We start from the raw sequence: 20,210 nt of genomic DNA on the forward strand, positions 1-20,210 counted from the left end.
CCGATAACCGTCCTTTGATATTCAGGGGCAAGCGCCGCGAGCGGCGGCGCGAAAGGGCCAGGCTCAAGCGCCTGGCACCACCGAAACGTCAGCCGGGGACGATGAGCGCAAACCGTAGAACCATGCCATGAGCGCCCCGACGGCACCCATGATTACGCAATAGCCTACGCAAACCCAAGGGCTCCACGGCATCAGGCCGATCAGCAGCAGCGGCGTGGTACTGGCCCAGAGTGCGTAGGCAATGTTGTAGGTAAAGGAAATGCCGGACACCCGGATCCGTGCCGGAAACAAACTCACCATCACCGACGGCACCGCGCCCACTACGCCGCAGGTCAGGCCGGCCACGGCATAGGCCACGCTGATCCAGTAGCCGCCACTGATCAGGCTGGCGTAGAGCAGCGCTGTCCCTACCGGCAGCAGCAGGCTATAAACCAGTACCGCGCGCCAGGCGCCGATCCGGTCGACCAGTAACCCCGCCAGCACACAGCCGATATTCAGGAACACAATGCCCAGGCTGCTCAGCGCGAAGGTATGGCTGGCACTCATGCCGAAGCTTTTCTGCATGACGGTCGGGGTGATCACCACCAGCACCACCACCGCCGACGTCAACACACAGGTCAACAGCATCGCCGGCAGGATGGAGGTGCGGTGATCGCGCAATACCGTCCGCAACGGCAGCTCCGCATCCATCTCGCGTCGCGCCTGCAAGGCCATGAACACTGGGGTTTCGCTCAGCCAGCGCCGCAGCCAGACCCCGATCACCCCGAATACACCGCCGAGCAGGAAGGGGTAACGCCAGGCGAAGTCGAGGATCTCGGCGGGGCTGTAGATCCGCGCTAGAAGGGTCGCGGTCAGGGCTCCCAGCAAATAGCCGAACGTCAATCCGGCCTGCAACACTCCCAAGGCATAGCCCCGATGCCCGACCGGGGCATGCTCGGCCACGAACACCCAGGCGCTCGGCACCTCGCCGCCCACCGCGGCACCTTGCAGCACTCGCAACAGCAGCAGGATCAAGGGAGCCCAGTAACCGATCTGTTCATAGGTCGGCATGATCCCGATCAACAGGCAGGGCAAAGCCATCATCAGGATGCTCAGGCTGAACACCCGCTTGCGTCCCACCCGATCAGCAAAGTGCGCCATCAGGATGCCGCCCAGCGGGCGTGCCAGATAGCCGGTGACGAAAATCCCGAAGCTTTGCAGCAAGCGCAGCCACTCCGGCATTTCAGGTGGAAAGAACAGCTGGCTGAGGGTCAGGGCGAAGAACACAAAGATGATGAAATCGTAGATTTCCAGCGCACCACCCAGCGCCGCCAGGCCCAGGGTCTTGTAGTCAGACCGGGAAAAGCGACCGGGTTGTGGATAAGTAGGGGCCGTCATAAAGGGACTCTGAACAGGTACTCATGAAAGTTCGCGTCTGAAACAGCATTCGATAATGCCATCAGGTATCTAGCCGGCAATGGTCCATCCAATTACCGGTCGGGACAACCAGACAATGCATCTGGGTTGCTTTTTAGGGCAAATCTGTACATTGAGTTTTCTTGCGTTTAACCAATAATCGGGCACTTCCTATCCCTGGACATTGAGCGCAACATGGAAGAAATTCAGCGTAATTTCGACGATTTTAATCACCCGGACGTTGAAGCGATTGCGATTATCCGCGGTCGCGTGCTGCAGGCATTGCAACAGTATTTGTTGGAGCGCGACTTCAAACAGTTGATGCCCATCCTCATGTCGCCCATCACCGATCCGTTAAACCATGCGGTGTACCCCGCAGAGCTTCAATACGAAACGCGGCGCCTGAAACTGACCGCCAGCATGATCTTCCATAAACAGCTGGCATTGACCGCCAGGGGGCACGACAAGATTTTTATCGTGGCGCCGAACATTCGCCTGGAAAAAGCCGAGATCAAGGATTCGGAGAACCACTTGCTGGAATTCTCCCAATTCGACTTCGAAATACGTGACGGCAACATGCACCAGGTCATGGCGCTGATCGAAGGCTTGATCAAGCACACCTTCGCCGAAGTCAGGCAACACTGCTCGGCCCAGTTGGTCCACCTCAACCGCCATCTGCCGCACTACGACACGAATTTTCCGATCTACAGCTCGGACGAGTTGCGCGCCGAGTATGGCGACGACTTCGAGAAGATCATGTCGGCCAAGGCCCACACGCCGTTCTTCGTCACCAACTACCGCCGGGAATTCTATGACCGTGAAACACCCGGCAAGCGCGGCCAGTACAACAACTACGACCTGATCTATCCCGATAGCTACGGCGAAGCGCTGTCTGGTGCCGAACGTGAGTTCGAGTACGAGCAGATCATCTACCGCATGGAAGAGTTGTCGATGGACCTTGCGCCCTTCGCCAATTACCTCGAAGTCGCCAAGCGCGGCTTGCTCCCCTCGAGCGCCGGCGGCGGGCTGGGGATCGAGCGACTGCTGAAATTCATCTGCGGCAAGCGCCGTATCCGCGACGTCGCGCTGTTCGACCGCACTGTCGATACCAACTTCCTGTTCTGACCCACCGTCACTTTTGCGCTGCCCCCGCCCTTCAGGTGGCGGCAGGCGCTGCTCTGGAGAAAAACCATGCCCGCGTTGCGTATCCACTGGTGCTCACCGCTCGATAGCGGTCAACAAAAGGCTTCCGAGAAATACAACACCGGCGCCCTGGACTTTGCCGGTATCGTCGACTTCGCCCAGGAAGCCGATGAGTTGGGGATTGACTCGTTGCTGATGGGCATCAGCTACCACATGCCCGACCCACTGCCCATGATCGGCGCCCTGGTGCGCGAGACCAGCCGGGTCAAATTCATCCTGGCGTATCGCCCCGGCCTGCTGCCGCCGACGCTGTTTACGCAGATCGTCAATACCGTGTCGTGGATGTCCGACAAGCGCATCGCATTGAACCTGGTCGCCGGTATTTCCCCTGATGAGCAAGCCTTTTATGGCGACTTCGTGGCCCACGACGGACGTTATGAACGCACCAGCGAATTCCTCGAGATCGTGCATCGTTTCTGGAAAGGCGAAACGCCCCTGACCCATCACGGCGCTCATTACCGTATCGAGCAAGCGCAATTGGGATTGCCGTACAAAGACAACGAACGCCCACACATCTATCTGAGCGGCGCTTCGGAGATCGCCCAGCAGATTGCCGTGAAACACAGCGATTGCTGGTTACGCTACGGCGACACGCCGCAAGGTATTGCCGAGGCCAGCCGGGCAGTGCTCGAGGCCGGTTGCTCGGTGGGGATTCGCATGCACGTGCTGGCTCGCGAAACCCGCGAGGAAGCTTTGTCGGCTGTTGAAAGCATGATGGAAAACCCCGATGAGCAGCATCGCGAATGGGTTCGCCAGTTCGTCGGACGTTGCGACTCCGAAGCCGTCAAGACCTCGTTCCGCCTGGCCGACAAGGCCGAGCACGATTGGCTGTCGCCAATGCTTTGGTCCGGTGCCGTGGCCTATCGTGGCGGTCCGGCGCTGTGCGTGGTCGGCAGCTATCAGGAAGTTGCCGAGTATTTGCTGGAATACAAAAAAGTAGGGGTCAGCGAGTTCATCTTTTCTGGTTGGCCTACCCGTGACGAAATGCGCGGTTTCTGCCGCCATGTATTGCCACGTCTGCGCAAGCTCGAGGCAGAACTGGAAAGCCAGCATGCATGAAACCGTCCGGCTGCGCCGTTTCGGTGCCGGCCTGCTGTTCGCCTTGCTGGCGGAACAAACGGTGCTGTTCGCAGTACCGTTGTTGATCTTCCAGCTCACCGGCAATGTCCGTTACTCCGGTGTGGCGTTTGCTCTGGAATGGCTACCGGCACTGCTGGCTTATCCGTTCGCCGGATTGCTGGCGGACCGCTTCGGCGGGCGCCTGCTGTTCCGCCACGCCAATACCGCGCGGGCGCTGAGCCTGGGGTTGACCGTCGGGGTCTGCTGGTATGCGCCAACGCTCACTGTCTGGGCCCTGATCGGCAACGGCATCGTGCTCTCGCTGCTGATGGCTCCGGTGCGCATGGCGGTGGAAAAGAGCGTACCGCTGATCGCCGGCCCCGAACGCCTGGCCCACTGCCAGTCCCTGGTGCAAAACATGGAGCTGCTGGCCATGGCGCTGGGTCCGGCGTTGGCGGCACTGCTGGCGATGTACGCCGACAAGCGCCTGCTTCTGGGTCTGGCGGCGCTGGCATTCGCCGTGGCCGGTGTGTGCTGGAAAGGTCTCCCCAATACCCAGTCAGCCAGCCCGCCGAAAAGCATCCGCAAGGACTTGGCTCTGGGCTGGAGTCTGTTGTTGAACAATCCGCCGGTCCTGTCCCTGGCACTGCTCAACTTCACCATCAACCTGGCTTTCGCCTGCGTCCTGAGCGCCAACGCCTTTGTCATCAGTGGTGTATTTGGCGCCGCCGACGGGGTCTTTGGTTTGATGAACGCTGGCGCCGGTGCACTGGGCCTGCTCAATTTCATTTTGGTGCCAAGGCTGCTGGCGCGGATGTCGATCTACCGTCTAGGCACACTGGGTTTTGCCTTGCTTTGCCTGGGCCTGATCTGCATGGGCCTGGCCAGTGGCGTGGTGCTCTATGCCATCAGTTTTCTCCTGGCGATGGCCGGCTGCGCCTTGTTCAACGTGTTTAACCGAACCCAGCGCATCAAGGCGATTGCCGCCGACCATTTGGGCAAGGTGATGGGCCCGTTCTACCTGGTCAACCTGCTGTCCTACCCATTGGGTGGCCTTCTGACCGCCAGCATCGGCCATGAATATGGGGTCCAGACGTTGATTCTGGCCATCGCGCTGCTGCTCACCATCCCCGGTGCCTTGCTGTTCAACCTGACCACCCGGCGGTTTCGCGCCGCCCTGGACTTTCCCCCCTCAGCCATGGAGGCAACGCAATGAAAGGATCACAACACTGCCTGATTGCAACCGTCGAATCGGATTCGCACATGTGGAACCTGGTTTATCTGCAGTTGTGGCTGGCGGAGCACGGTTTCAACGTCAAGAACCTCGGCAGTTGCACCCCGGTGGAGGTGGTTCTCGCCACCCTGGAGCTCCGGCGCACGCAATTGCTGGTGGTCAGTAGCGTCAATGGTCATGGGCATTTCCAGGGGTTAGAGCTGATTCGCCAAGTGCGCCAGCAACATCCGGATCTGCCTTGTGTCATCGGCGGCAAGTTGACCACCTCGGAAGACCAGACGCGGGCGGTTCGCCAAGAGCTGCTGGCCGCCGGTTTCAACGAAGTGTTCATCGGCCCCGACGCCATCGAGCACTTCGAAAACTATCTCAATACCCTCGAACGCTCGAAACCTGCGCTCGTCCTGGGTACCGGCACGGCGCCGTGCTGGACCTGAGTCCAGCCCTCTTTTTATTTTTCACAGGATCGAATCGATGCATATCGTTATCGTCAATCGCTGGCCGCGCTTCCAGGACCCCAGTCGCTGGGACAATGAACTGACCCGCTACGAAGAGTTCTTCGATCATCAGCGGCACCGGATCAGCTATGTGGTCGACGGCCCTGGTGCCGAGGGGGTGCTGGCCCCCCGCGACCATATCGCCCACTTGGTACAGGTCGATGACGTCAATCAGTACCCCCAATTGCTGGCGGGCGTTCAGGAAGTCATCGACCGCGTCGGCCCCGTGGATCAATTGATTGCGCTGTCGGAGTTCACGCTGGAGATCGTGGCGCGGGTACGCCAAGCGCTGCACATTCCTGGCCACGGGCCGGAGCAGGTGGCGGTCTATCGCGACAAGGCGCGAATGAAAGAAGTACTCCAGGAACACGGTTTGCCGGTGCCACCGTTCGTTCGCTGCGATGACGTGCAGCAGGCGCTGGACTTCGCCGATGCGGTCGGCTATCCGGTGATCGTCAAACCGGTGGATGGCGCCGCCAGCATCGGCGTCGTCAAGGTCGAGGACGCCCAAGCCCTGCGCGCGATACTTAGCGAAGTGGACCTGGGGCGCTATGAGGTCGAGGCCTTCATCCAGGGCCAGACCTATCACATCGACGGTTTCACCGATGACAGCGGCGCGGTGCCGTTCCAGGTGGTGTCGCGCTATATCAACAGTTGCCTGGACTTCGCCAGCGCCAAGCCACTGGGGTCAGTGATCCTGCAATCCTCGGAGCTGCGTACCCGGATCCAGGCTTTCAGTGAGGCTTGCCTGCGGGCATTGAACCTGCGCAGCAGCGCCTTTCACCTGGAAATATTCGTCGAGGCGGATGGCTCGCTGGTGTTCCTCGAAGTGGGAGCCAGGGTGGGCGGCGCCGAGGTGCCACACCTGATCAACAAAGTCTTCGGCGTGAACCTCTATGAGCATTGGCTCAAGGGGCTGGCCGGTGAAAAGGTGCCCTTGCCGACGATCCCGGCTGACCCCAGCGGCGGCTGGCTGGTCGTCCCCAAACCGGCGCAATTGCCGTGCCGAGTGATCGAGGCGCAATCGCTGCGCCCGCACCTGAACTCGCTCTGGCGAGAATTGCTGCCCCGGCCCGGGCAGATCCTCGAAGCTGGCGGCAGCTACGACGCGCTGCACAGCGGTCGCTTCATTTTTACCGACGCGAGCGAAGCGGATATCGAGTACGACATCCAGCATGCGATCAACAACTTTCACTTCCAGGCTGAACCGGTATGAACATTGCCATTACCCCTGAAATGGCCGACGCCTCCTTGCTCGGCGAGCTCAATAGCTACCTCAGCGCGGTGGACCGGCGTGCCGTCGCCACCCTGGGCGAGCGATTGATCGATGCCGCCGGCGGTCTTGACGGGCTCGCGGACTACAAGCTGATGGTGGCTTACGGCGGCGGCAAGGACAGTTCCTACACCGTGTCGCTGATCCGCGCCGTGCAACTGCACCTGAACGTATTGCACGGTCGCACCTTCTTCCTGCGCATTGCCAATATGCGCCACGCCGGAGTCCCGGACGCGGTCATGGCGAACATCGACCGGGTCTACCGGGCCCTGCACTTGTATGACGATCTCCGGGTCGAGATGCTGGTGGTCGATCACCAGCAGATCCGACCGTTCGAACGTCACTTGCCGTTCCCTGAGCAGGTGCGCGCGATGAACCGTTTCGACGTATTGATGAATGGTCATCGTACCGCCGGCGACGGCCGCCCCACGTTCTGCAACAGCTGCAACCTGGCGGTCGCCGACTTCTACGGGCGCGCGGCTTGGTGGCAGGGCGGCGTCGATGCCGTGGTCACCGGTGATTCGCGCAAGGAACAGAAGCATTACTTCACCTGGATCATGCGTCTGGCCCAACGTTTGGGGCTGAACGTCGACGAGTGTCGGCGCCAAGGCTTTCGCGGCCTGCTCCAGGCGCTCGATGGCGTGGCCCAGGTGTATTTCGTCGAACTGTTCGGCGAGGGCTTCGACGAGCAGCGGGCTGAACGTCGGGTGGCCAGCGGCAGCGAAAGCGCCGACCCGGACTTCATCAGCATCTACGACTTGGTGAGCTACCGGGTGGAAGACCACTGGGAACTGATTACCGAGTTTCTCGATTTCCGTTTCGAAGAGCTGGCGTTCAGCTTCACCGAATCGGACTGCGCCAACCCCATGCTGATGGCGCACTTTCGCGGACTCAAGGCGCAGTACGTGCAGGGCCGTCATTACCACGACGGTATCAGCGAATACCTGGAACTGGCCCAGGGCCTGATGCGCAAAAAGGAAATGCCCCAGCGCCTGATCGACCTGGCAATGTCGGCCTACGCCGGTGCCGAAGGCAAGGATGCGCGTCGGGCGCTGGCGAACCGCTTCGCCAGCGAGGCGTTCGGGCTCGACGAGACACAGCTGACCTGCCTGCAGTTCGCGCCCTTCGTTGATCGTGGACGCGAGCTGTCGAGCTTCATCACCGCCTGTCACCCTCAGCGCCTGGCAGATCTGGAGGACCTTCACCTGGTGTTGGCCGGTAGTCGCCACGACAGTGCCCTGAGCCTCTGGCTGAATCAGGTCAGCGGCTTGCCATTGCCGGCGCTGCGCAGCCTGTATGCCCATCAGCAGATCGATTTCGACAGCGACAGCAGCCTGATCGCCCGGGTTCGCGCCGGTGATCCGCACAAGGGGCGGATAACACGCTTCGACCCTGCCACGGGTGAAAACGTGGTCGAACTGGTGTCGGGACGCTGAGTGATGAACATGACAGGAGGTCATTTCCAGCGCTTCATCGAGCAGGCCCGGGAACGGCGCGAACTGGTGGTGCAACCGCGCATGGGCTTCGGTGGGTTGGCGCCGATGCGCGCCGGGTTGGCCGCGGTGGCCGGGTTGCCCTGTGCCACGATCGGGACCATCACCCTGGACAGCTACACCCGGGTCGGTGATTACCAGAGCGCGCTGCAGTGCCTGAACAGCGACAGCCCGCTGAACGGTTTCCCGATCATCAGCCATCCGCTGGAAGCGGTGCGGGGTATGCTCGACGGGCTCTATGGCCCGTCGTTCCCGATCCAGGTCCGCCATGGCACGGCTCAACCGCAGAATGTTTTCAAGCGGCTGGCGGCCCTCGGGCTTGATGCCACCGAAGGCGGCCCTGTGTCCTATTGCATGCCCTACAGTCGCTTGCCACTGGCTCGGGCGGTCGAGGCTTGGGCAGAGAGTTGCCAGTTGCTGGCCGATGCCACCCCTCATGGCCACATCGAGAGCTTCGGCGGTTGTTTGCTGGGCCAGCTGTGCCCGCCGTCGATGTTGATCGCCATGACGTTGCTTGAGGCCCTGTTTTTTCGCCAGCAGGGCATCCGCAGTGTCTCGCTGAGCTACGCCCAGGGCACGTCCATGGCTCAGGATTTCGGGGCGTTGCAGGCTCTGCGCGAACTGGCTGCTGACTATCTGGACGGCGCCCACTGGCATGTCGTGGTGTATTCCTACATGGGCGTCTTTCCCACCACCGGTCACGGTGCTCGCCGCCTGATCTATGACAGTGCACGCCTGACACAGGCCGCCGGGTGCGAGCGCCTGATCGTCAAGACCGTTGCCGAATCCCGGCAGATCCCATCGGTGGCGGACAACCTCGAAGCCTTGTCGATGGCGGCCGAAGTCGCCGCTGACAACACGCTGGAGGTCGACCCGGCCAGTGAAGGCTATCGCCAGGAAGTGTTGTTCGAGGCGCGGCAACTGGTGGAAAGCGTGCTGGACCTGCACCCCGATATCGGCGTTGCGTTGCTCCAGGCCTTCACCCGTGGGCGGCTCGACATTCCTTACTGCCTGCACCCCGACAACCCCGGCCGCGCCACCACCCGAATTGACGAGCACGGCGCCTTGCGCTGGGGCAATGTTGGTGGCCTGCCGTTGCCGCAGAGCTGCGGCCTTTCTTCGATCGGACCGGGTATCAGCTCGTCCGAGTTGTTCCAGATGTTGCATTACACGGTGAGCCGTTATGACCAACCCTTGCACTGACTCCACCTTGGCGCCGCTGATCCTGGTCGACGCCTATTCCACCGGCGCGCTGCTGGCCCAGGCTTTGGCGGAGCATCGCCCGCTGCTGCACGTGCGTTCGCGCAACGACATGCCCCCGGCCTTTGCCGCAAGTTGTCCGCAATCACTGTTCCGCGAGCACTACGGCGTGCATGAGGAAGGTCTTGAACCGCTGCTGGAGAAGCTCGCAGCACAGGCGCCGGCGGCGGTGTTGACCGGCAGTGAATTCGGTGTGGAGTTGGCGGATTTGCTGGCGGCCCGTCTCGGCCTGCCCGGCAACGATCCTGAATACTCCGCCGCCCGTCGTGACAAATCGCTGATGGCCGAACAGGTCGCCGCTGCCGGTTTGCCGGTGGCGGCGCAGCTGCGTACCGCCTCAAGCGCAGAGGCGCTGGCCTGGTTCAACGCGCGGGGCAAATCGACGGTGGTGGCTAAACCACTGGACAGCGCAGGTTCCGATAACGTGTTCATCTGCCACGATGCCCTGCAGCTGCAGGCGGCCATCGACTGCATTCTCGGCGCAACCAACCTGATGATGCGCAGCAACCGGGCGCTGCTGCTGCAGGAATACCTGGAAGGCGACGAGTACGTCATCAACAGTGTCAGCCATCAGGGCGAGCACTGGATCACCGATGTCTGGAAATGCACCAAGACGTTGAGCGCCGACGGTCGCAAGATCTACGACCGTGAAGACCTGCTGCCCGCCGATGCGCCGGAGCTTGATGCACTGGTCGACTACGTCGAAGGCGTGCTCGACGCTCTGGCCATCACCCATGGCCCGGCCCATACCGAAGTGATCCTCACGGCTTACGGCCCGCGCCTGCTGGAAACCGGTGCCCGTCTTTCCGGACTGGCCAATCCGCCCGCGCTGCAAGCGGCCACCGGCAACGATCAGGTGGCGTTGACCTGCACCAGCTACCTCGAACCGGCACGGCTGGCGTCCTTTCCCAAGCGCTATCGCCTGCAGCAGCACGCCCGGGGAATGAACCTGATCGCCCGCCACAGCGGCGCCTTCGCCCAGTTCGATGTACGCAAGCACCTGGAAGCCCTGCCGAGTTTTCACAGCGCGCGCTTTCGTTTCACCGAAGGTCGGCAAAAGACACCGACCATCGACCTCAACAGCTCGCCGGGTGCCGTATTCCTGGTGCACCCGAGCGCCGACAGAATCCGCCAGGACCATGAGGCCTGGCGTGAATGGGAGAAAGACTGGTTGTAATGACCGACGCCCCATCCCGTGGGGTTTTCAATCATCACAGGAAGACACTTATGAGCATTCATACCCGTACTAAACGATTGACGGTTCCGCAGTTGGTCGCGATGAAGGGCCAACAGAAAATCGTATCCCTGACGGCGTACTCCAGCTCTATTGCCAGGCTGATCGACCCTATCGTCGACTTCATCCTGGTCGGTGACTCTACTGCAATGGTCGGTTATGGCCGGGCCTCGACGCTGAGCATGCAGCTCGAAGAAATCATCGGCCATACCCGGGCCGTGGTCGACAGCACACGACTGTCTTGTGTCATCGCCGACATGCCTTTTGGCAGCTATCAGGAATCCAACGAGCAGGCCTTTCGCAACTGCGCCCAGGTCCTGGCGCGCACCGGTTGCGATGCCGTCAAGCTGGAGGCCAACAAGGCCCTGGCGGGCACCATCGAGTTTTTGGTGGCGCGCGGTATTCCGGTCATGGCCCACGTCGGGCTGATGCCGCAGTTCGTCAATGTCATGGGAGGGTTCAAGGCCCAGGGCCTGACCGCCGAAACCGGCGCAGTCATTGCCGAAGATGCTCGGGCCAACCTCGAGGCCGGAGCCTTCAGCCTGCTGCTTGAAGGTGTGGCCGAAGGCGTGGCCCGGCAAATCACCCTGGACTCGAAAATGCCCACCATCGGTATCGGCGCCTCACCGGCCTGCGACGGCCAGGTGCTGGTGACCGAAGACGTGCTGGGTCTGGGTGGTGAGCAGGTGCCGCGCTTCGTCAAACAGTACGCCGATGTCGGCGCGGTGATTCGCGACGCTTGTGAACGTTTTGCCGAAGAAGTGCGCGATGGCCGATTCCCTGAATCGCGGCATTGCTATGGGCTCTAATGGCTAGGACTCTTCGCTGATCGCCTGGGCGAGCTTCTTCAGGGCCTGGGCAATGTCCTTGCTCCAATCGAGGGTGTAGCTCAGGCGCACATGATGCCGCCAGGCCCCCTGCTGGCTGAAGATCTCCCCGGGGGCGATAACGATGCGCTGGGCCAGCAAGCGCTCGAATACCCGGCGCATGTCCACCGAGTGCCTGGCCTCGAGCCAGAAGGTCGCGCCGCCTTGCGGGGCGACAACTTGCAACTGGCCATCACCGTGTTCTTCCAGCAAAGCCTGCATCCGTTTCATCCGGTCCTGCAGCATGGCCCGCAGCACCATCAGATGCTGGTCGATGCGCTTGGAGCTGAAGAGTTTGGCGATCGCTTTCTGACGAATCGGCGACAGACGAAATGCCCGCTCCAGGAATAGCCGGTGCAACTGAGGCCCGTGTCGGCGACACAGTACATAACCATAAGGCGCTTCCGAGCCGATGATCTTGTCGAAGGTCGAGAACACCAGCAGCTTCTCCGGATCGGCAAAGTCGCGGTAGCGGGAGGGGTTGGCGGAAAAATAGAACTCGCCATAGCTGTCATTTTCGAACAGCCAGACATCCCGTTCCGCCAACCAGCGACAGATCTGCTGCTTATCCTGCGCAGGCATCAGGTTGCCTTGGGGAATATTTACGGTCGATGACAACACCGCCAGCCGGATGGGCTCACGCCTGAGCAGCTCATTGAGTGCGGGCAGGTTGAAACGCCCATCCTCGCCGAGGGGCACTTCGATCACGCGAATTTTTGCCGCTTGCAACTGGCGCAAGATCGCCCACGAGCACGGTGATTCCACCAGCGCCACAGTGCCATCCAGGTTCAGGGCACTGAGCGACAACTCCAGCACACTGCGCAGGTCCGAGCCGATATACACATGTTCGGCCTGCCAGTAGCAGAGCGTGGAACTGGTGTAGCGGTCGGCCAGGGCGCCGCGTAACTCGGGCTCGCCGAACGGCTGATAGAGTGGCGCATGGGAACGCGGGTATTGCCGGGCCAGTTCGCGTTCCATCATCAACAAGGGGTTTTCCAGCGACAACAGCATCGCCGGCGCGTCGCTGCTAAGGGCCAGCATCCCCGGCTGGCGCGCGTTGGAGAATACGTTGTCCAGCAGGTTGGGCGAGCCCTCGTTCAACAAAGGTGCCGGCATCGCCTTGGTGAAATATCCGAACTTGGGTTTGGCGTAGATCCGTCCTTCGTCCTCGAGAAGCGAATAGGCGTACTTGGTCGTCGACACCGACACGTTCAGTCGCCGGGCCAGTTGCCGCAGGGACGGTAGTTTTTGCTCACGTTCCGAATTGGCGGTCTCGATCAACTCGACGAGATAGCGGTACACCGCCTGATAGGCGAAAGAGGCGTCTTTGGTTGTATCCAGGCTCACGTGCTGAAATTCCTGTGTGCCCACTTCACGACAACGCTGGCGACCTGGAGCGGCATGCCTGAGGTATGCTTTTCCAAGCGTTCATGCCCAGCGACGATCCTGGACCCGATGGCAATGACATCAAGCAAAACCAGATGACGTTCGAAAGGAAATGGCATGCTCTTCATCCCTGTAGTGATTGCCAATAAAACTATTCTTGCATAACCCGGCAGCGTTCCCCACGTTGCCGGACAGGCTGCGGATGGAGGAGGGTGGTGGTCCCAATATGCAAAATCCCCGTATCATCGAGTGATTACGGGGATTTTGAGTTTACCGAGGTCCGTGGAAATCCACGGTTCCTATTACACGTTGAAACGGAAGTGCATCACGTCGCCGTCTTTAACGATGTAGTCCTTGCCTTCCAGACGCCATTTGCCGGCTTCTTTGGTGCCTGCTTCGCCCTTGTACTGGATGAAGTCGTCGTAAGCGATGACTTCGGCGCGGATGAAGCCTTTTTCGAAGTCGGTGTGGATCACTCCGGCGGCTTGTGGCGCGGTAGCACCGACACGGACGGTCCAGGCGCGGACTTCTTCGACACCGGCGGTGAAGTAGGTCTGCAGGTGCAACATTTCGTAGCCTGCGCGGATCACGCGGTTCAGGCCAGGCTCTTCGAGGCCCAGGGCTTCGAGGAACATGTCTTTTTCTTCACCGTCTTCCAGTTCGGCGATTTCGGCTTCAATCTTGTTGCAGACCGGAACCACCATGGCACCTTCTTCTTCGGCAATGGCTTTGACGATGTCCAGCAGCGGGTTGTTCTCGAAACCGTCTTCAGCAACGTTGGCGATGTACATGACCGGCTTGGTGGTCAGCAGATGGAAGCCACGAATCACCGCTTTGTCGTCGGCGCCCATGTTCTTCATCAGCGTGCGCGCTGGCTTGCCGAGGGTGAAGTGAGCGATCAGTTGTTCCAGCAGGCCTTTCTGGACTACGGCGTCCTTGTCACCACCCTTGGCGTTGCGGGCAACTTTCTGCAGTTGCTTCTCGCAGCTGTCGAGGTCGGCAAAGATCAGTTCCAGGTCGATGATTTCGATGTCGCGTTTGGGGTCGACGCTGTTGGAGACGTGAATCACGTTCTCGTCTTCGAAGCAGCGGACCACGTGAGCGATAGCATCGGTCTCGCGGATGTTGGCGAGGAACTTGTTTCCCAGGCCTTCACCTTTCGAGGCGCCGGCAACCAGGCCTGCGATGTCGACGAATTCCATGGTGGTCGGCAGGATGCGCTTGGGTTTGACGATGGCTGCCAGGGCTTCCAGGCGCGGATCCGGCATCGGCACGATCCCGCTGTTGGGCTCGATGGTGCAGAAGGGGAAGTTCTCGGCCGCGATCCCGGACTTGGTCAGGGCGTTGAACAGGGTGGACTTGCCGACGTTAGGCAGGCCGACGATGCCGCAATTGAATCCCATGGTGTTTCCCCTCGGGTAAGAGTCAGGCCTTCTGGCTGTGCAGGTTTTTCATCGCGCGGTTCCATTCCCCGGCGAGGATATCCGGCAGCACGCCGAGGGCAAAGTCGATGCTGGCATCGAGTTTTTCCTGTTCGGCGCGTGGCGCACGACTCAGGACGAAATTTGAAACCATACTGGCAACGCCCGGGTGGCCAATGCCAAGCCGCAAGCGGTGAAAGGTATTCTGATTGCCCAGTTGCGCAATGATGTCGCGCAACCCGTTGTGACCGCCATGGCCGCCGCCCTGTTTAAGCTTGGCAACGCCCGGAGGCAGATCGAGTTCGTCATGCGCCACCAGGATTTCTTCAGGCTTGATGCGGAAGAAGCCGGCAAGTGCCGCGACGGCCTGGCCGCTGCGGTTCATGTAGGTGGTGGGAATCAGCAGACGAACATCTTGACCCTGATGCGAATAGCGCCCGGTCAGGCCGAAATATTTGCGATCGGCCACAAGGTTGACACCTTGCGCGTGCGCGATGCGCTCAACAAAAAGGGCCCCTGCGTTATGCCGGGTCTGTTCGTATTCAGCGCCTGGATTTCCCAGGCCAACGATCAGTTTGATGGCAGTCACGATAGGGGCCCTTCCTTGAAGTGGTGGATAACATCGCCGCAATCAAAGTGTGCGGCGAAAGTGGACGACAAGTGCTCATTTACCATATGTAAACTCCGCGTTCTCGCCCGCTTTCTCGCTACGCTCTAGTCCGCGATGTTTCCGGTCACTCCGGCGTACAGAGTGAAATTACTCTGCAGCGCCTTCTGCAGCTTCTGGAGCAACACGTGGAGCGTGAACGTTGGCAACAGCCTTGTCATCGCCGTGTGCCAGAGCAACGAACTCAACGCCTTTAGGGGCTTTGAGGTCGGACAGGTGAATGATCGAACCGACTTCGGCGTTAGCCAGGTCGACTTCGATGAATTCAGGCAGGTCTTTCGGCAGGCAGGACACTTCGATTTCCGAAGTCACGTGCGAAATCTCGCCGCCTTTCTTGACCGGTGCTTCTTCGTTGATGAAGTGCACTGGAACGATAGCGGTCAGTTTCTGGCCGGCAACTACGCGTACGAAGTCAGCGTGCATCACGTGGCCTTTGGCCGGGTGACGTTGCAGAGCTTTGATTACGACGTTTTGCTTGGTGCCACCAACGTTCAGCTCGATGATGTGGCTGTAAGCCGCTTCGTTTTCGAGCAGTTTGGCAACTTCTTTAGCCAGCATGCTGATGGATTCAGGGGCTTTGTCGCCACCGTAAACTACAGCTGGAACCAGGCTTGCGAGACGACGCAGGCGGCGGCTCGCACCTTTCCCCAGGTCGGAACGCACTTCAGCATTCAGAGTAAAATCGTTCATGTTGTATCTCCAAAATAACCACATTCGCCCCAGCGTTTGCGACCAGCGCTTAAAGGCGATATGGGCAAAAAAGCCCCGCCCCGACAGGAATGCCGGGGCGGGGCGCTTTTCGTCAACGAGATGTAACGAGAAGGGCAGGGCCCTTAACGGAACATCGCGCTGATCGATTCTTCATTGCTGATGCGGCGAACCGCCTCGGCAACTACCGGTGCGATATCCAGTTGACGGATACGCGCACAGGCTTGTGCTGCAGCGGACAGCGGGATGGTGTTTGTTACCACCAGCTCGTCCAGCACGGAATTTTCAATGTTTTCGATCGCCCGACCCGACAGCACAGGGTGCGTGCAGTAGGCGAAAACCTTGGCAGCGCCATGCTCTTTCAGGGCCTTGGCCGCGTGGCACAGAGTGCCGGCGGTATCGACCATGTCATCGACCAGAATACAGGTACGCCCTTCGACATCACCGATGATATGCATCACTTCAGAGTGATTGGCTTTCTCACGGCGTTTGTCGATGATCCCGAGATCCACGCCCAGGGATTTGGCAACAGCCCGTGCACGCACGACGCCACCAATGTCCGGGGACACGATCATCAGGTTTTCGAAGCGCTGATCTTCAATGTCATCCACCAGTACCGGGGAGCCGTAGATGTTATCTACCGGAATATCGAAGAAGCCCTGAATCTGGTCAGCATGCAGATCAACCGTGAGAACACGGTCGATGCCGACTACGGTAAGCATGTCAGCAACGACTTTCGCGCTGATAGCCACACGTGCGGAACGCGGACGGCGATCCTGACGGGCATAACCAAAGTAAGGAATAACAGCAGTGATACGAGTAGCCGAGGAGCGGCGGAAGGCATCAGCCATCACTACCAGTTCCATCAGGTTATCGTTGGTCGGAGCGCAAGTCGGCTGAATAATGAAGACGTCTTTACCACGAACGTTTTCATTGATCTCGGCAGTAATTTCGCCGTCGGAGAACTTACCGACAGAGATGTCACCGAGAGGGATATGCAGCTGACGTACAACACGCCGAGCCAGATCGGGGTTAGCGTTCCCCGTAAAGACCATCATCTTGGACACGCGCAGTACCTGAAGGCTGAGGGTAACCTGGATGAGTATAGGAAAATGGCAGGGGCGGCTGGATTCGAACCAACGCATGGCAGGATCAAAACCTGCTGCCTTACCGCTTGGCGACGCCCCTGTATCTGTTGCAACGAGTACCCAGTACCCGATTCCTTTTAGAGCAGACTTTGCAGCTTGCGATGCAACATCGAAATGTTGCTTCCTTTCGCTACAAACCCTGTAAGGGTCTCTGTCAGAAGGGCCGAGACTTTATCAGCTTCAGCTTTGCTTGGGAAGCCCCCAAACACACAACTTCCAGTTCCGGTGAGTTTTGCTTCGGTGAATTTACCTAACAAATTCAATGCGTTACGTACATCTGGATAACGCCTTGCTACTACCGGTAAGCAGTCATTTCGACTGTTTCCCTTGGGAACGGGGCGCACTTTAATGGGAGGAGTGTTACGTGTCAACAGTGGATCTGAAAAAATTTCTGCTGTACTTACAGATACTTGCGGCACCAGCACGAGATACCACGGTTCTTCGGGCTCTACAGGGGTGAGTTTTTCCCCCACGCCCTCGGCGAAAGCCGCGTGTCCACGCACGAAAACCGGGACGTCGGCGCCAAGCGTAAGACCCAGAGCAGCGAGCCGATCCTCATCCCAACCCAGTTGCCAAAGATGATTGAGGCCCAGCAATGTGGTCGCCGCATTCGAGCTGCCGCCACCGATTCCACCGCCCATGGGCAGGATTTTTTCGATCCAGATGTCGACCCCCAGCGAACAACCGGATTGCTCCTGAAGTTTTTTTGCGGCTTTGACGATCAGGTTATTGTCGTGAGGGACGTCGGCGAATTCGGTGTGCAACCGAATCACGCCATCGTCGCGAACGGCGAAGGTGATTTCATCGCCATAATCGAGGAACTGAAAAATCGTTTGCAACTCGTGGTAACCGTCTTCACGGCGACCGAGGATGTGCAACATCAGGTTGAGCTTGGCGGGCGAGGGCAATGTCAGGCGTGGCGCAGTCATGTTCACTGCCCCAGTTTGCGTGGTTGCCATTCCTTGATCACCAGCGTGACATCAAGGTCGGTGCCGTGCAGTTTGATCCGCTCGGGTAGCCAGTAGCCGTTCTGCTCGGCATAGCTCAGGTACTCGACCTGCCAGCCATCCTGTTCGAGATTGGCCAGGCGGCTGTCGACGTCGAGGGTCAGGCGACTTTTGCTGTCCGGGGCCGGGAGCCCGCGAACCCACCACGCCAGATGGGATACCGGTAATTTCCAGCCCAGTTGTTCTTCAACCAGAGCTTCCGGGGTCGGCGCGTCATATCGGCCCTGATTGGCCACTTCCAGCGAGACTTTGCCCGGGCGACCGGTCAAGCGGGCCGCGCCACGACCCAGCGGGCCAGAGAGACGGATGTCGTAGTAGTCCTGGCGTTGCAGCCAGAACAACGTGCCGCTACCCGAATCTTTTGGTGCGCGGATGCCGATTTTGCCGTTGATCTGCCAGCCGTCGAGGCCGGTCAGTTGCTGCTTGTGCTCGCGCCATTGGGCCTTGTTGCCTTGACCCTGGACCGATTCGCGGGCAACGAAGCCCGCGCAACCGGCGAGCAGAGCGATGAAGCTGAAAACGATGATGTGGCGCAAAAACATAACTTAGAGAGTCTCTGATCCGGTCAGGCGCTTGATGGTGCCGCGCAGGGTAGGGCTGTCGGGCTGTTCCTTGAGGAACTTGCTCCAGATTTGCTTGGCTTCGCGTTGTTTGCCGTTGGCCCACAGGACTTCGCCCAGGTGCGCGGCGACTTCCTGATCGGGGAAGCGCTCCAGCGCCTGGCGCAAATACCGCTCGGCTTCGTCGAGGTTACCCAGGCGGAAATTGACCCATCCGAGGCTGTCGAGGACTGCCGGGTCTTCCGGGTTGATCTGGTGCGCCTGTTCGATCAAGGCCTTGGCTTCGGCGTAGCGTGTGGTGCGGTCGGACAGGGTGTAGCCGAGAGCGTTCAACGCCATTGCATTGTTCGGGTCACGCTTGATGATCAATCGCAGGTCTTTTTCCATCTGCGCCAGGTCATTGCGTTTTTCTGCCAGCATGGCCCTGGTATACAGCAGATTCAGATCGTCGGGGTATTGCTGCAGGGCTTGCTGCAGGACTTTCCAGGCCTTGTCGCCCTGTTTGTTGGCAGACAAGGTTTCGGCTTCGATCAGGTACAACTGGATCGCGTAATCGGGTTGCTCGCCGCGCTCGGCTGCCAGACGGCTTTGGGCTTCGGCGGTCTTGCCATTGCTCATCAGAATATCGGCCTGACGCAATTGTGCCGGCAGGTAATCGTTGCCCACCCCGACCTGGGCGTATTCGATCAATGCGCCCTGCGGGTCGTTACGCTCTTCAGCAATACGCCCCAGGTTCAGGTGTGCCGAGTCGACATGGCTTTCCCGAGCGATCAAATCTTCCAGGTAACCTTTGGCCTCGTCCCACGCCTTGGCTTCCAGGCAGACCAGGGCCAGGGAATAACGCAGTTCGTCGTCTTCGGGGTATTGCTGCACCAGGCTCGAGAACTCGACCTTGGCATCTTCCATGCGGTCCTGTTCAACCAGCATGCGTGCATAAGTCAGGCGCAGGCGTTTGTCGTCCGGGTATTTCTTGATGCTTTTTTGCAGCAGCGGCAGGGCTTCATCGCCACGATTGAGTCCTTGCAGCAGGCGCGCGCGCAGCAGGATCGGCGCTATTTCGCCCTCGTCCGGCGGGTTGTCTTCGAGCAGGGTCAAGGCACCTTTGGCATCGCCGTCCTGTTGCATCAGCAAGGCCTTGCCGAAAATCAGCTGGTTGTTGTGCGGATGGCGCTGCAACAAGCGGTCAAAACCTTTCATCAGACCGTTGCGCGTGTCCTGGTCGGTATCGGCCGCGGACAGGGCGAGAAAGTCGAAATGCGTGTCGCCTTTGCCTTGCAGGACTTTCTCCATATAGACCATGGAGTCGTCATAACGCCCTGCGCGGGCGAGTTGCACGGCCGCCGCCCGTTGCGCCTCGAGATCGTCCGGGGCGTTTTTGGCCCAGACCAGTGCAGTGTCGAGGGCAGCCTGATCGGCACCCAGATACTCGGCAATGCGAAATGCCCGCTCGGAGATGCCCGGATCCTGGGTATTGATGGCCTGGGTCACGTAGTTGTCCAGGGCAATGTCGTAACGATTGCGCTGGCCAGCCAGTTCGGCGCTCAACAGGCTGAAGACGGTTTCTTCACTGAACGAGCTGTAAACCTTGGGCTTTTCAGGAGCCGGAGTGCTGTCTTCGACCGGCGGCGTACCGTCCGACGAAACGGGCGCCAAGGCCTGGCAGCCGCTGAGGAAGACAAAAGCGAGGAGCAACGCGGAAGATCTATTCATATAGGAAAAGGACGACTAACCTGCGGTCGGATCATCATGACACAAGCCTTCGGCCAAACATAACCGCCCGGCCAATTTACCCGCGCGGGCAA

Annotated in this window: 18 protein-coding genes and 1 tRNA gene; 9 read left to right on the forward strand and 10 right to left on the reverse strand. The window is 59.8% G+C overall.

Annotated elements, in window-relative coordinates:
* Positions 1-63: 63 nt before the first annotated feature.
* Positions 64-1,377, reverse strand: a complete 1,314-nt coding sequence (locus PSH65_RS05095) for an MFS transporter (protein WP_305425188.1) — start codon at positions 1,375-1,377, stop codon at positions 64-66.
* Positions 1,378-1,590: 213 nt separating this feature from the next.
* Here PSH65_RS05095 and PSH65_RS05100 point away from each other — a divergent pair, with 213 nt between their 5' ends.
* The 9 genes from PSH65_RS05100 to panB all read left to right on the forward strand — a co-directional run bounded on the left by PSH65_RS05100 (position 1,591) and on the right by panB (position 11,454).
* Positions 1,591-2,520, forward strand: coding sequence for an asparagine synthetase A (locus PSH65_RS05100; RefSeq protein ID WP_305425189.1), 930 nt, complete (start codon positions 1,591-1,593; stop codon positions 2,518-2,520).
* 66 nt (positions 2,521-2,586) lie between these two features.
* A complete protein-coding gene (locus PSH65_RS05105; protein WP_305425190.1) occupies positions 2,587-3,657 on the forward strand; it encodes an LLM class flavin-dependent oxidoreductase in 1,071 nt (356 codons plus the stop codon).
* Positions 3,650-4,873 carry an MFS transporter gene (locus tag PSH65_RS05110; protein ID WP_305425192.1) on the forward strand — a complete coding sequence of 408 codons (1,224 nt, stop codon included), beginning with the start codon at positions 3,650-3,652 and terminating at the stop codon, positions 4,871-4,873. The genes PSH65_RS05105 and PSH65_RS05110 overlap by 8 nt, the downstream gene beginning before the upstream one ends.
* The gene (locus tag PSH65_RS05115) at positions 4,870-5,325 is read left to right on the forward strand and encodes a cobalamin B12-binding domain-containing protein (protein ID WP_305425193.1); all 456 of its coding nucleotides are present in this window, start codon (positions 4,870-4,872) and stop codon (positions 5,323-5,325) included. The genes PSH65_RS05110 and PSH65_RS05115 overlap by 4 nt, the downstream gene beginning before the upstream one ends.
* 37 nt (positions 5,326-5,362) lie before the next feature.
* Positions 5,363-6,601 (forward strand): acetyl-CoA carboxylase biotin carboxylase subunit family protein, encoded by a 1,239-nt coding sequence (locus PSH65_RS05120; RefSeq protein ID WP_305425194.1) that lies wholly within the window; start codon positions 5,363-5,365, stop codon positions 6,599-6,601.
* Positions 6,598-8,094, forward strand: a complete 1,497-nt coding sequence (locus PSH65_RS05125; protein WP_305425195.1) for a hypothetical protein — start codon at positions 6,598-6,600, stop codon at positions 8,092-8,094. The genes PSH65_RS05120 and PSH65_RS05125 overlap by 4 nt, the downstream gene beginning before the upstream one ends.
* A 3-nt stretch (positions 8,095-8,097) precedes the next feature.
* Entirely contained in the window at positions 8,098-9,354 is a 1,257-nt protein-coding gene (locus tag PSH65_RS05130) for a methylaspartate mutase (protein ID WP_305425196.1), read from the forward strand.
* The gene (locus PSH65_RS05135; protein WP_305425198.1) at positions 9,335-10,588 is read left to right on the forward strand and encodes an ATP-grasp domain-containing protein; all 1,254 of its coding nucleotides are present in this window, start codon (positions 9,335-9,337) and stop codon (positions 10,586-10,588) included. Before PSH65_RS05130 ends, PSH65_RS05135 begins: the two co-directional genes overlap by 20 nt.
* Positions 10,589-10,638: 50 nt before the next feature.
* Positions 10,639-11,454, forward strand: coding sequence for a 3-methyl-2-oxobutanoate hydroxymethyltransferase (gene panB, locus PSH65_RS05140; RefSeq protein ID WP_305425199.1), 816 nt, complete (start codon positions 10,639-10,641; stop codon positions 11,452-11,454).
* A 3-nt stretch (positions 11,455-11,457) separates the two neighbouring features.
* On the opposite strand, the gene PSH65_RS05145 is transcribed toward panB, so the two are convergent.
* From PSH65_RS05145 to PSH65_RS05185, 9 genes are all read right to left on the reverse strand, one after another.
* Positions 11,458-12,858 (reverse strand): PLP-dependent aminotransferase family protein, encoded by a 1,401-nt coding sequence (locus tag PSH65_RS05145; protein ID WP_370694676.1) that lies wholly within the window; start codon positions 12,856-12,858, stop codon positions 11,458-11,460.
* Between the two features lie 341 nt (positions 12,859-13,199).
* Positions 13,200-14,300, reverse strand: coding sequence for a redox-regulated ATPase YchF (ychF, locus tag PSH65_RS05150; protein WP_305425200.1), 1,101 nt, complete (start codon positions 14,298-14,300; stop codon positions 13,200-13,202).
* Positions 14,301-14,322: 22 nt separating this feature from the next.
* Positions 14,323-14,907: an aminoacyl-tRNA hydrolase gene (gene pth / locus PSH65_RS05155; protein WP_305425202.1), complete on the reverse strand. Its 585-nt coding sequence runs from the start codon at positions 14,905-14,907 to the stop codon at positions 14,323-14,325.
* A 168-nt stretch (positions 14,908-15,075) separates the two neighbouring features.
* Positions 15,076-15,675 (reverse strand): 50S ribosomal protein L25/general stress protein Ctc, encoded by a 600-nt coding sequence (locus PSH65_RS05160; protein WP_305425204.1) that lies wholly within the window; start codon positions 15,673-15,675, stop codon positions 15,076-15,078.
* A gap of 143 nt (positions 15,676-15,818) precedes the next feature.
* Complete coding sequence (locus PSH65_RS05165; RefSeq protein WP_003171603.1) at positions 15,819-16,760, reverse strand: ribose-phosphate pyrophosphokinase; 942 nt, start codon at positions 16,758-16,760, stop codon at positions 15,819-15,821.
* Between the two features lie 46 nt (positions 16,761-16,806).
* A tRNA-Gln gene (locus PSH65_RS05170) sits at positions 16,807-16,881 on the reverse strand.
* A gap of 37 nt (positions 16,882-16,918) precedes the next feature.
* The gene (gene ispE / locus PSH65_RS05175; protein WP_305425205.1) at positions 16,919-17,770 is read right to left on the reverse strand and encodes a 4-(cytidine 5'-diphospho)-2-C-methyl-D-erythritol kinase; all 852 of its coding nucleotides are present in this window, start codon (positions 17,768-17,770) and stop codon (positions 16,919-16,921) included.
* A 2-nt stretch (positions 17,771-17,772) separates the two neighbouring features.
* Positions 17,773-18,390 (reverse strand): lipoprotein insertase outer membrane protein LolB, encoded by a 618-nt coding sequence (gene lolB, locus PSH65_RS05180; RefSeq protein WP_052965807.1) that lies wholly within the window; start codon positions 18,388-18,390, stop codon positions 17,773-17,775.
* A gap of 3 nt (positions 18,391-18,393) precedes the next feature.
* Positions 18,394-20,118, reverse strand: coding sequence for a tetratricopeptide repeat protein (locus tag PSH65_RS05185; RefSeq protein WP_305425206.1), 1,725 nt, complete (start codon positions 20,116-20,118; stop codon positions 18,394-18,396).
* Positions 20,119-20,210: the final 92 nt, after the last annotated feature.

Source organism: Pseudomonas sp. FP603 (assembly GCF_030687415.1).
GTDB classification, from domain to species: Bacteria; Pseudomonadota; Gammaproteobacteria; order Pseudomonadales; family Pseudomonadaceae; genus Aquipseudomonas; species Aquipseudomonas wuhanensis.

Bases quoted from the DNA above. Each gene is read 5' to 3' on its own strand.
- PSH65_RS05135 (WP_305425198.1), top strand. From the start codon at position 9,335: ATGACCAACCCTTGCACTGACTCCACCTTGGCGCCGCTGATCCTGGTC.
- PSH65_RS05110 (WP_305425192.1), top strand. From the start codon at position 3,650: ATGCATGAAACCGTCCGGCTGCGCCGTTTCGGTGCCGGCCTGCTGTTC.
- PSH65_RS05125 (WP_305425195.1), top strand. From the start codon at position 6,598: ATGAACATTGCCATTACCCCTGAAATGGCCGACGCCTCCTTGCTCGGC.
- PSH65_RS05130 (WP_305425196.1), top strand. From the start codon at position 8,098: ATGAACATGACAGGAGGTCATTTCCAGCGCTTCATCGAGCAGGCCCGG.
- panB (WP_305425199.1), top strand. From the start codon at position 10,639: ATGAGCATTCATACCCGTACTAAACGATTGACGGTTCCGCAGTTGGTC.
- PSH65_RS05105 (WP_305425190.1), top strand. From the start codon at position 2,587: ATGCCCGCGTTGCGTATCCACTGGTGCTCACCGCTCGATAGCGGTCAA.
- lolB (WP_052965807.1), bottom strand. From the start codon at position 18,390: ATGTTTTTGCGCCACATCATCGTTTTCAGCTTCATCGCTCTGCTCGCC.
- ispE (WP_305425205.1), bottom strand. From the start codon at position 17,770: ATGACTGCGCCACGCCTGACATTGCCCTCGCCCGCCAAGCTCAACCTG.
- PSH65_RS05185 (WP_305425206.1), bottom strand. From the start codon at position 20,118: ATGAATAGATCTTCCGCGTTGCTCCTCGCTTTTGTCTTCCTCAGCGGC.
- ychF (WP_305425200.1), bottom strand. From the start codon at position 14,300: ATGGGATTCAATTGCGGCATCGTCGGCCTGCCTAACGTCGGCAAGTCC.
- PSH65_RS05160 (WP_305425204.1), bottom strand. From the start codon at position 15,675: ATGAACGATTTTACTCTGAATGCTGAAGTGCGTTCCGACCTGGGGAAA.
- PSH65_RS05115 (WP_305425193.1), top strand. From the start codon at position 4,870: ATGAAAGGATCACAACACTGCCTGATTGCAACCGTCGAATCGGATTCG.
- PSH65_RS05095 (WP_305425188.1), bottom strand. From the start codon at position 1,377: ATGACGGCCCCTACTTATCCACAACCCGGTCGCTTTTCCCGGTCTGAC.
- PSH65_RS05120 (WP_305425194.1), top strand. From the start codon at position 5,363: ATGCATATCGTTATCGTCAATCGCTGGCCGCGCTTCCAGGACCCCAGT.
- PSH65_RS05100 (WP_305425189.1), top strand. From the start codon at position 1,591: ATGGAAGAAATTCAGCGTAATTTCGACGATTTTAATCACCCGGACGTT.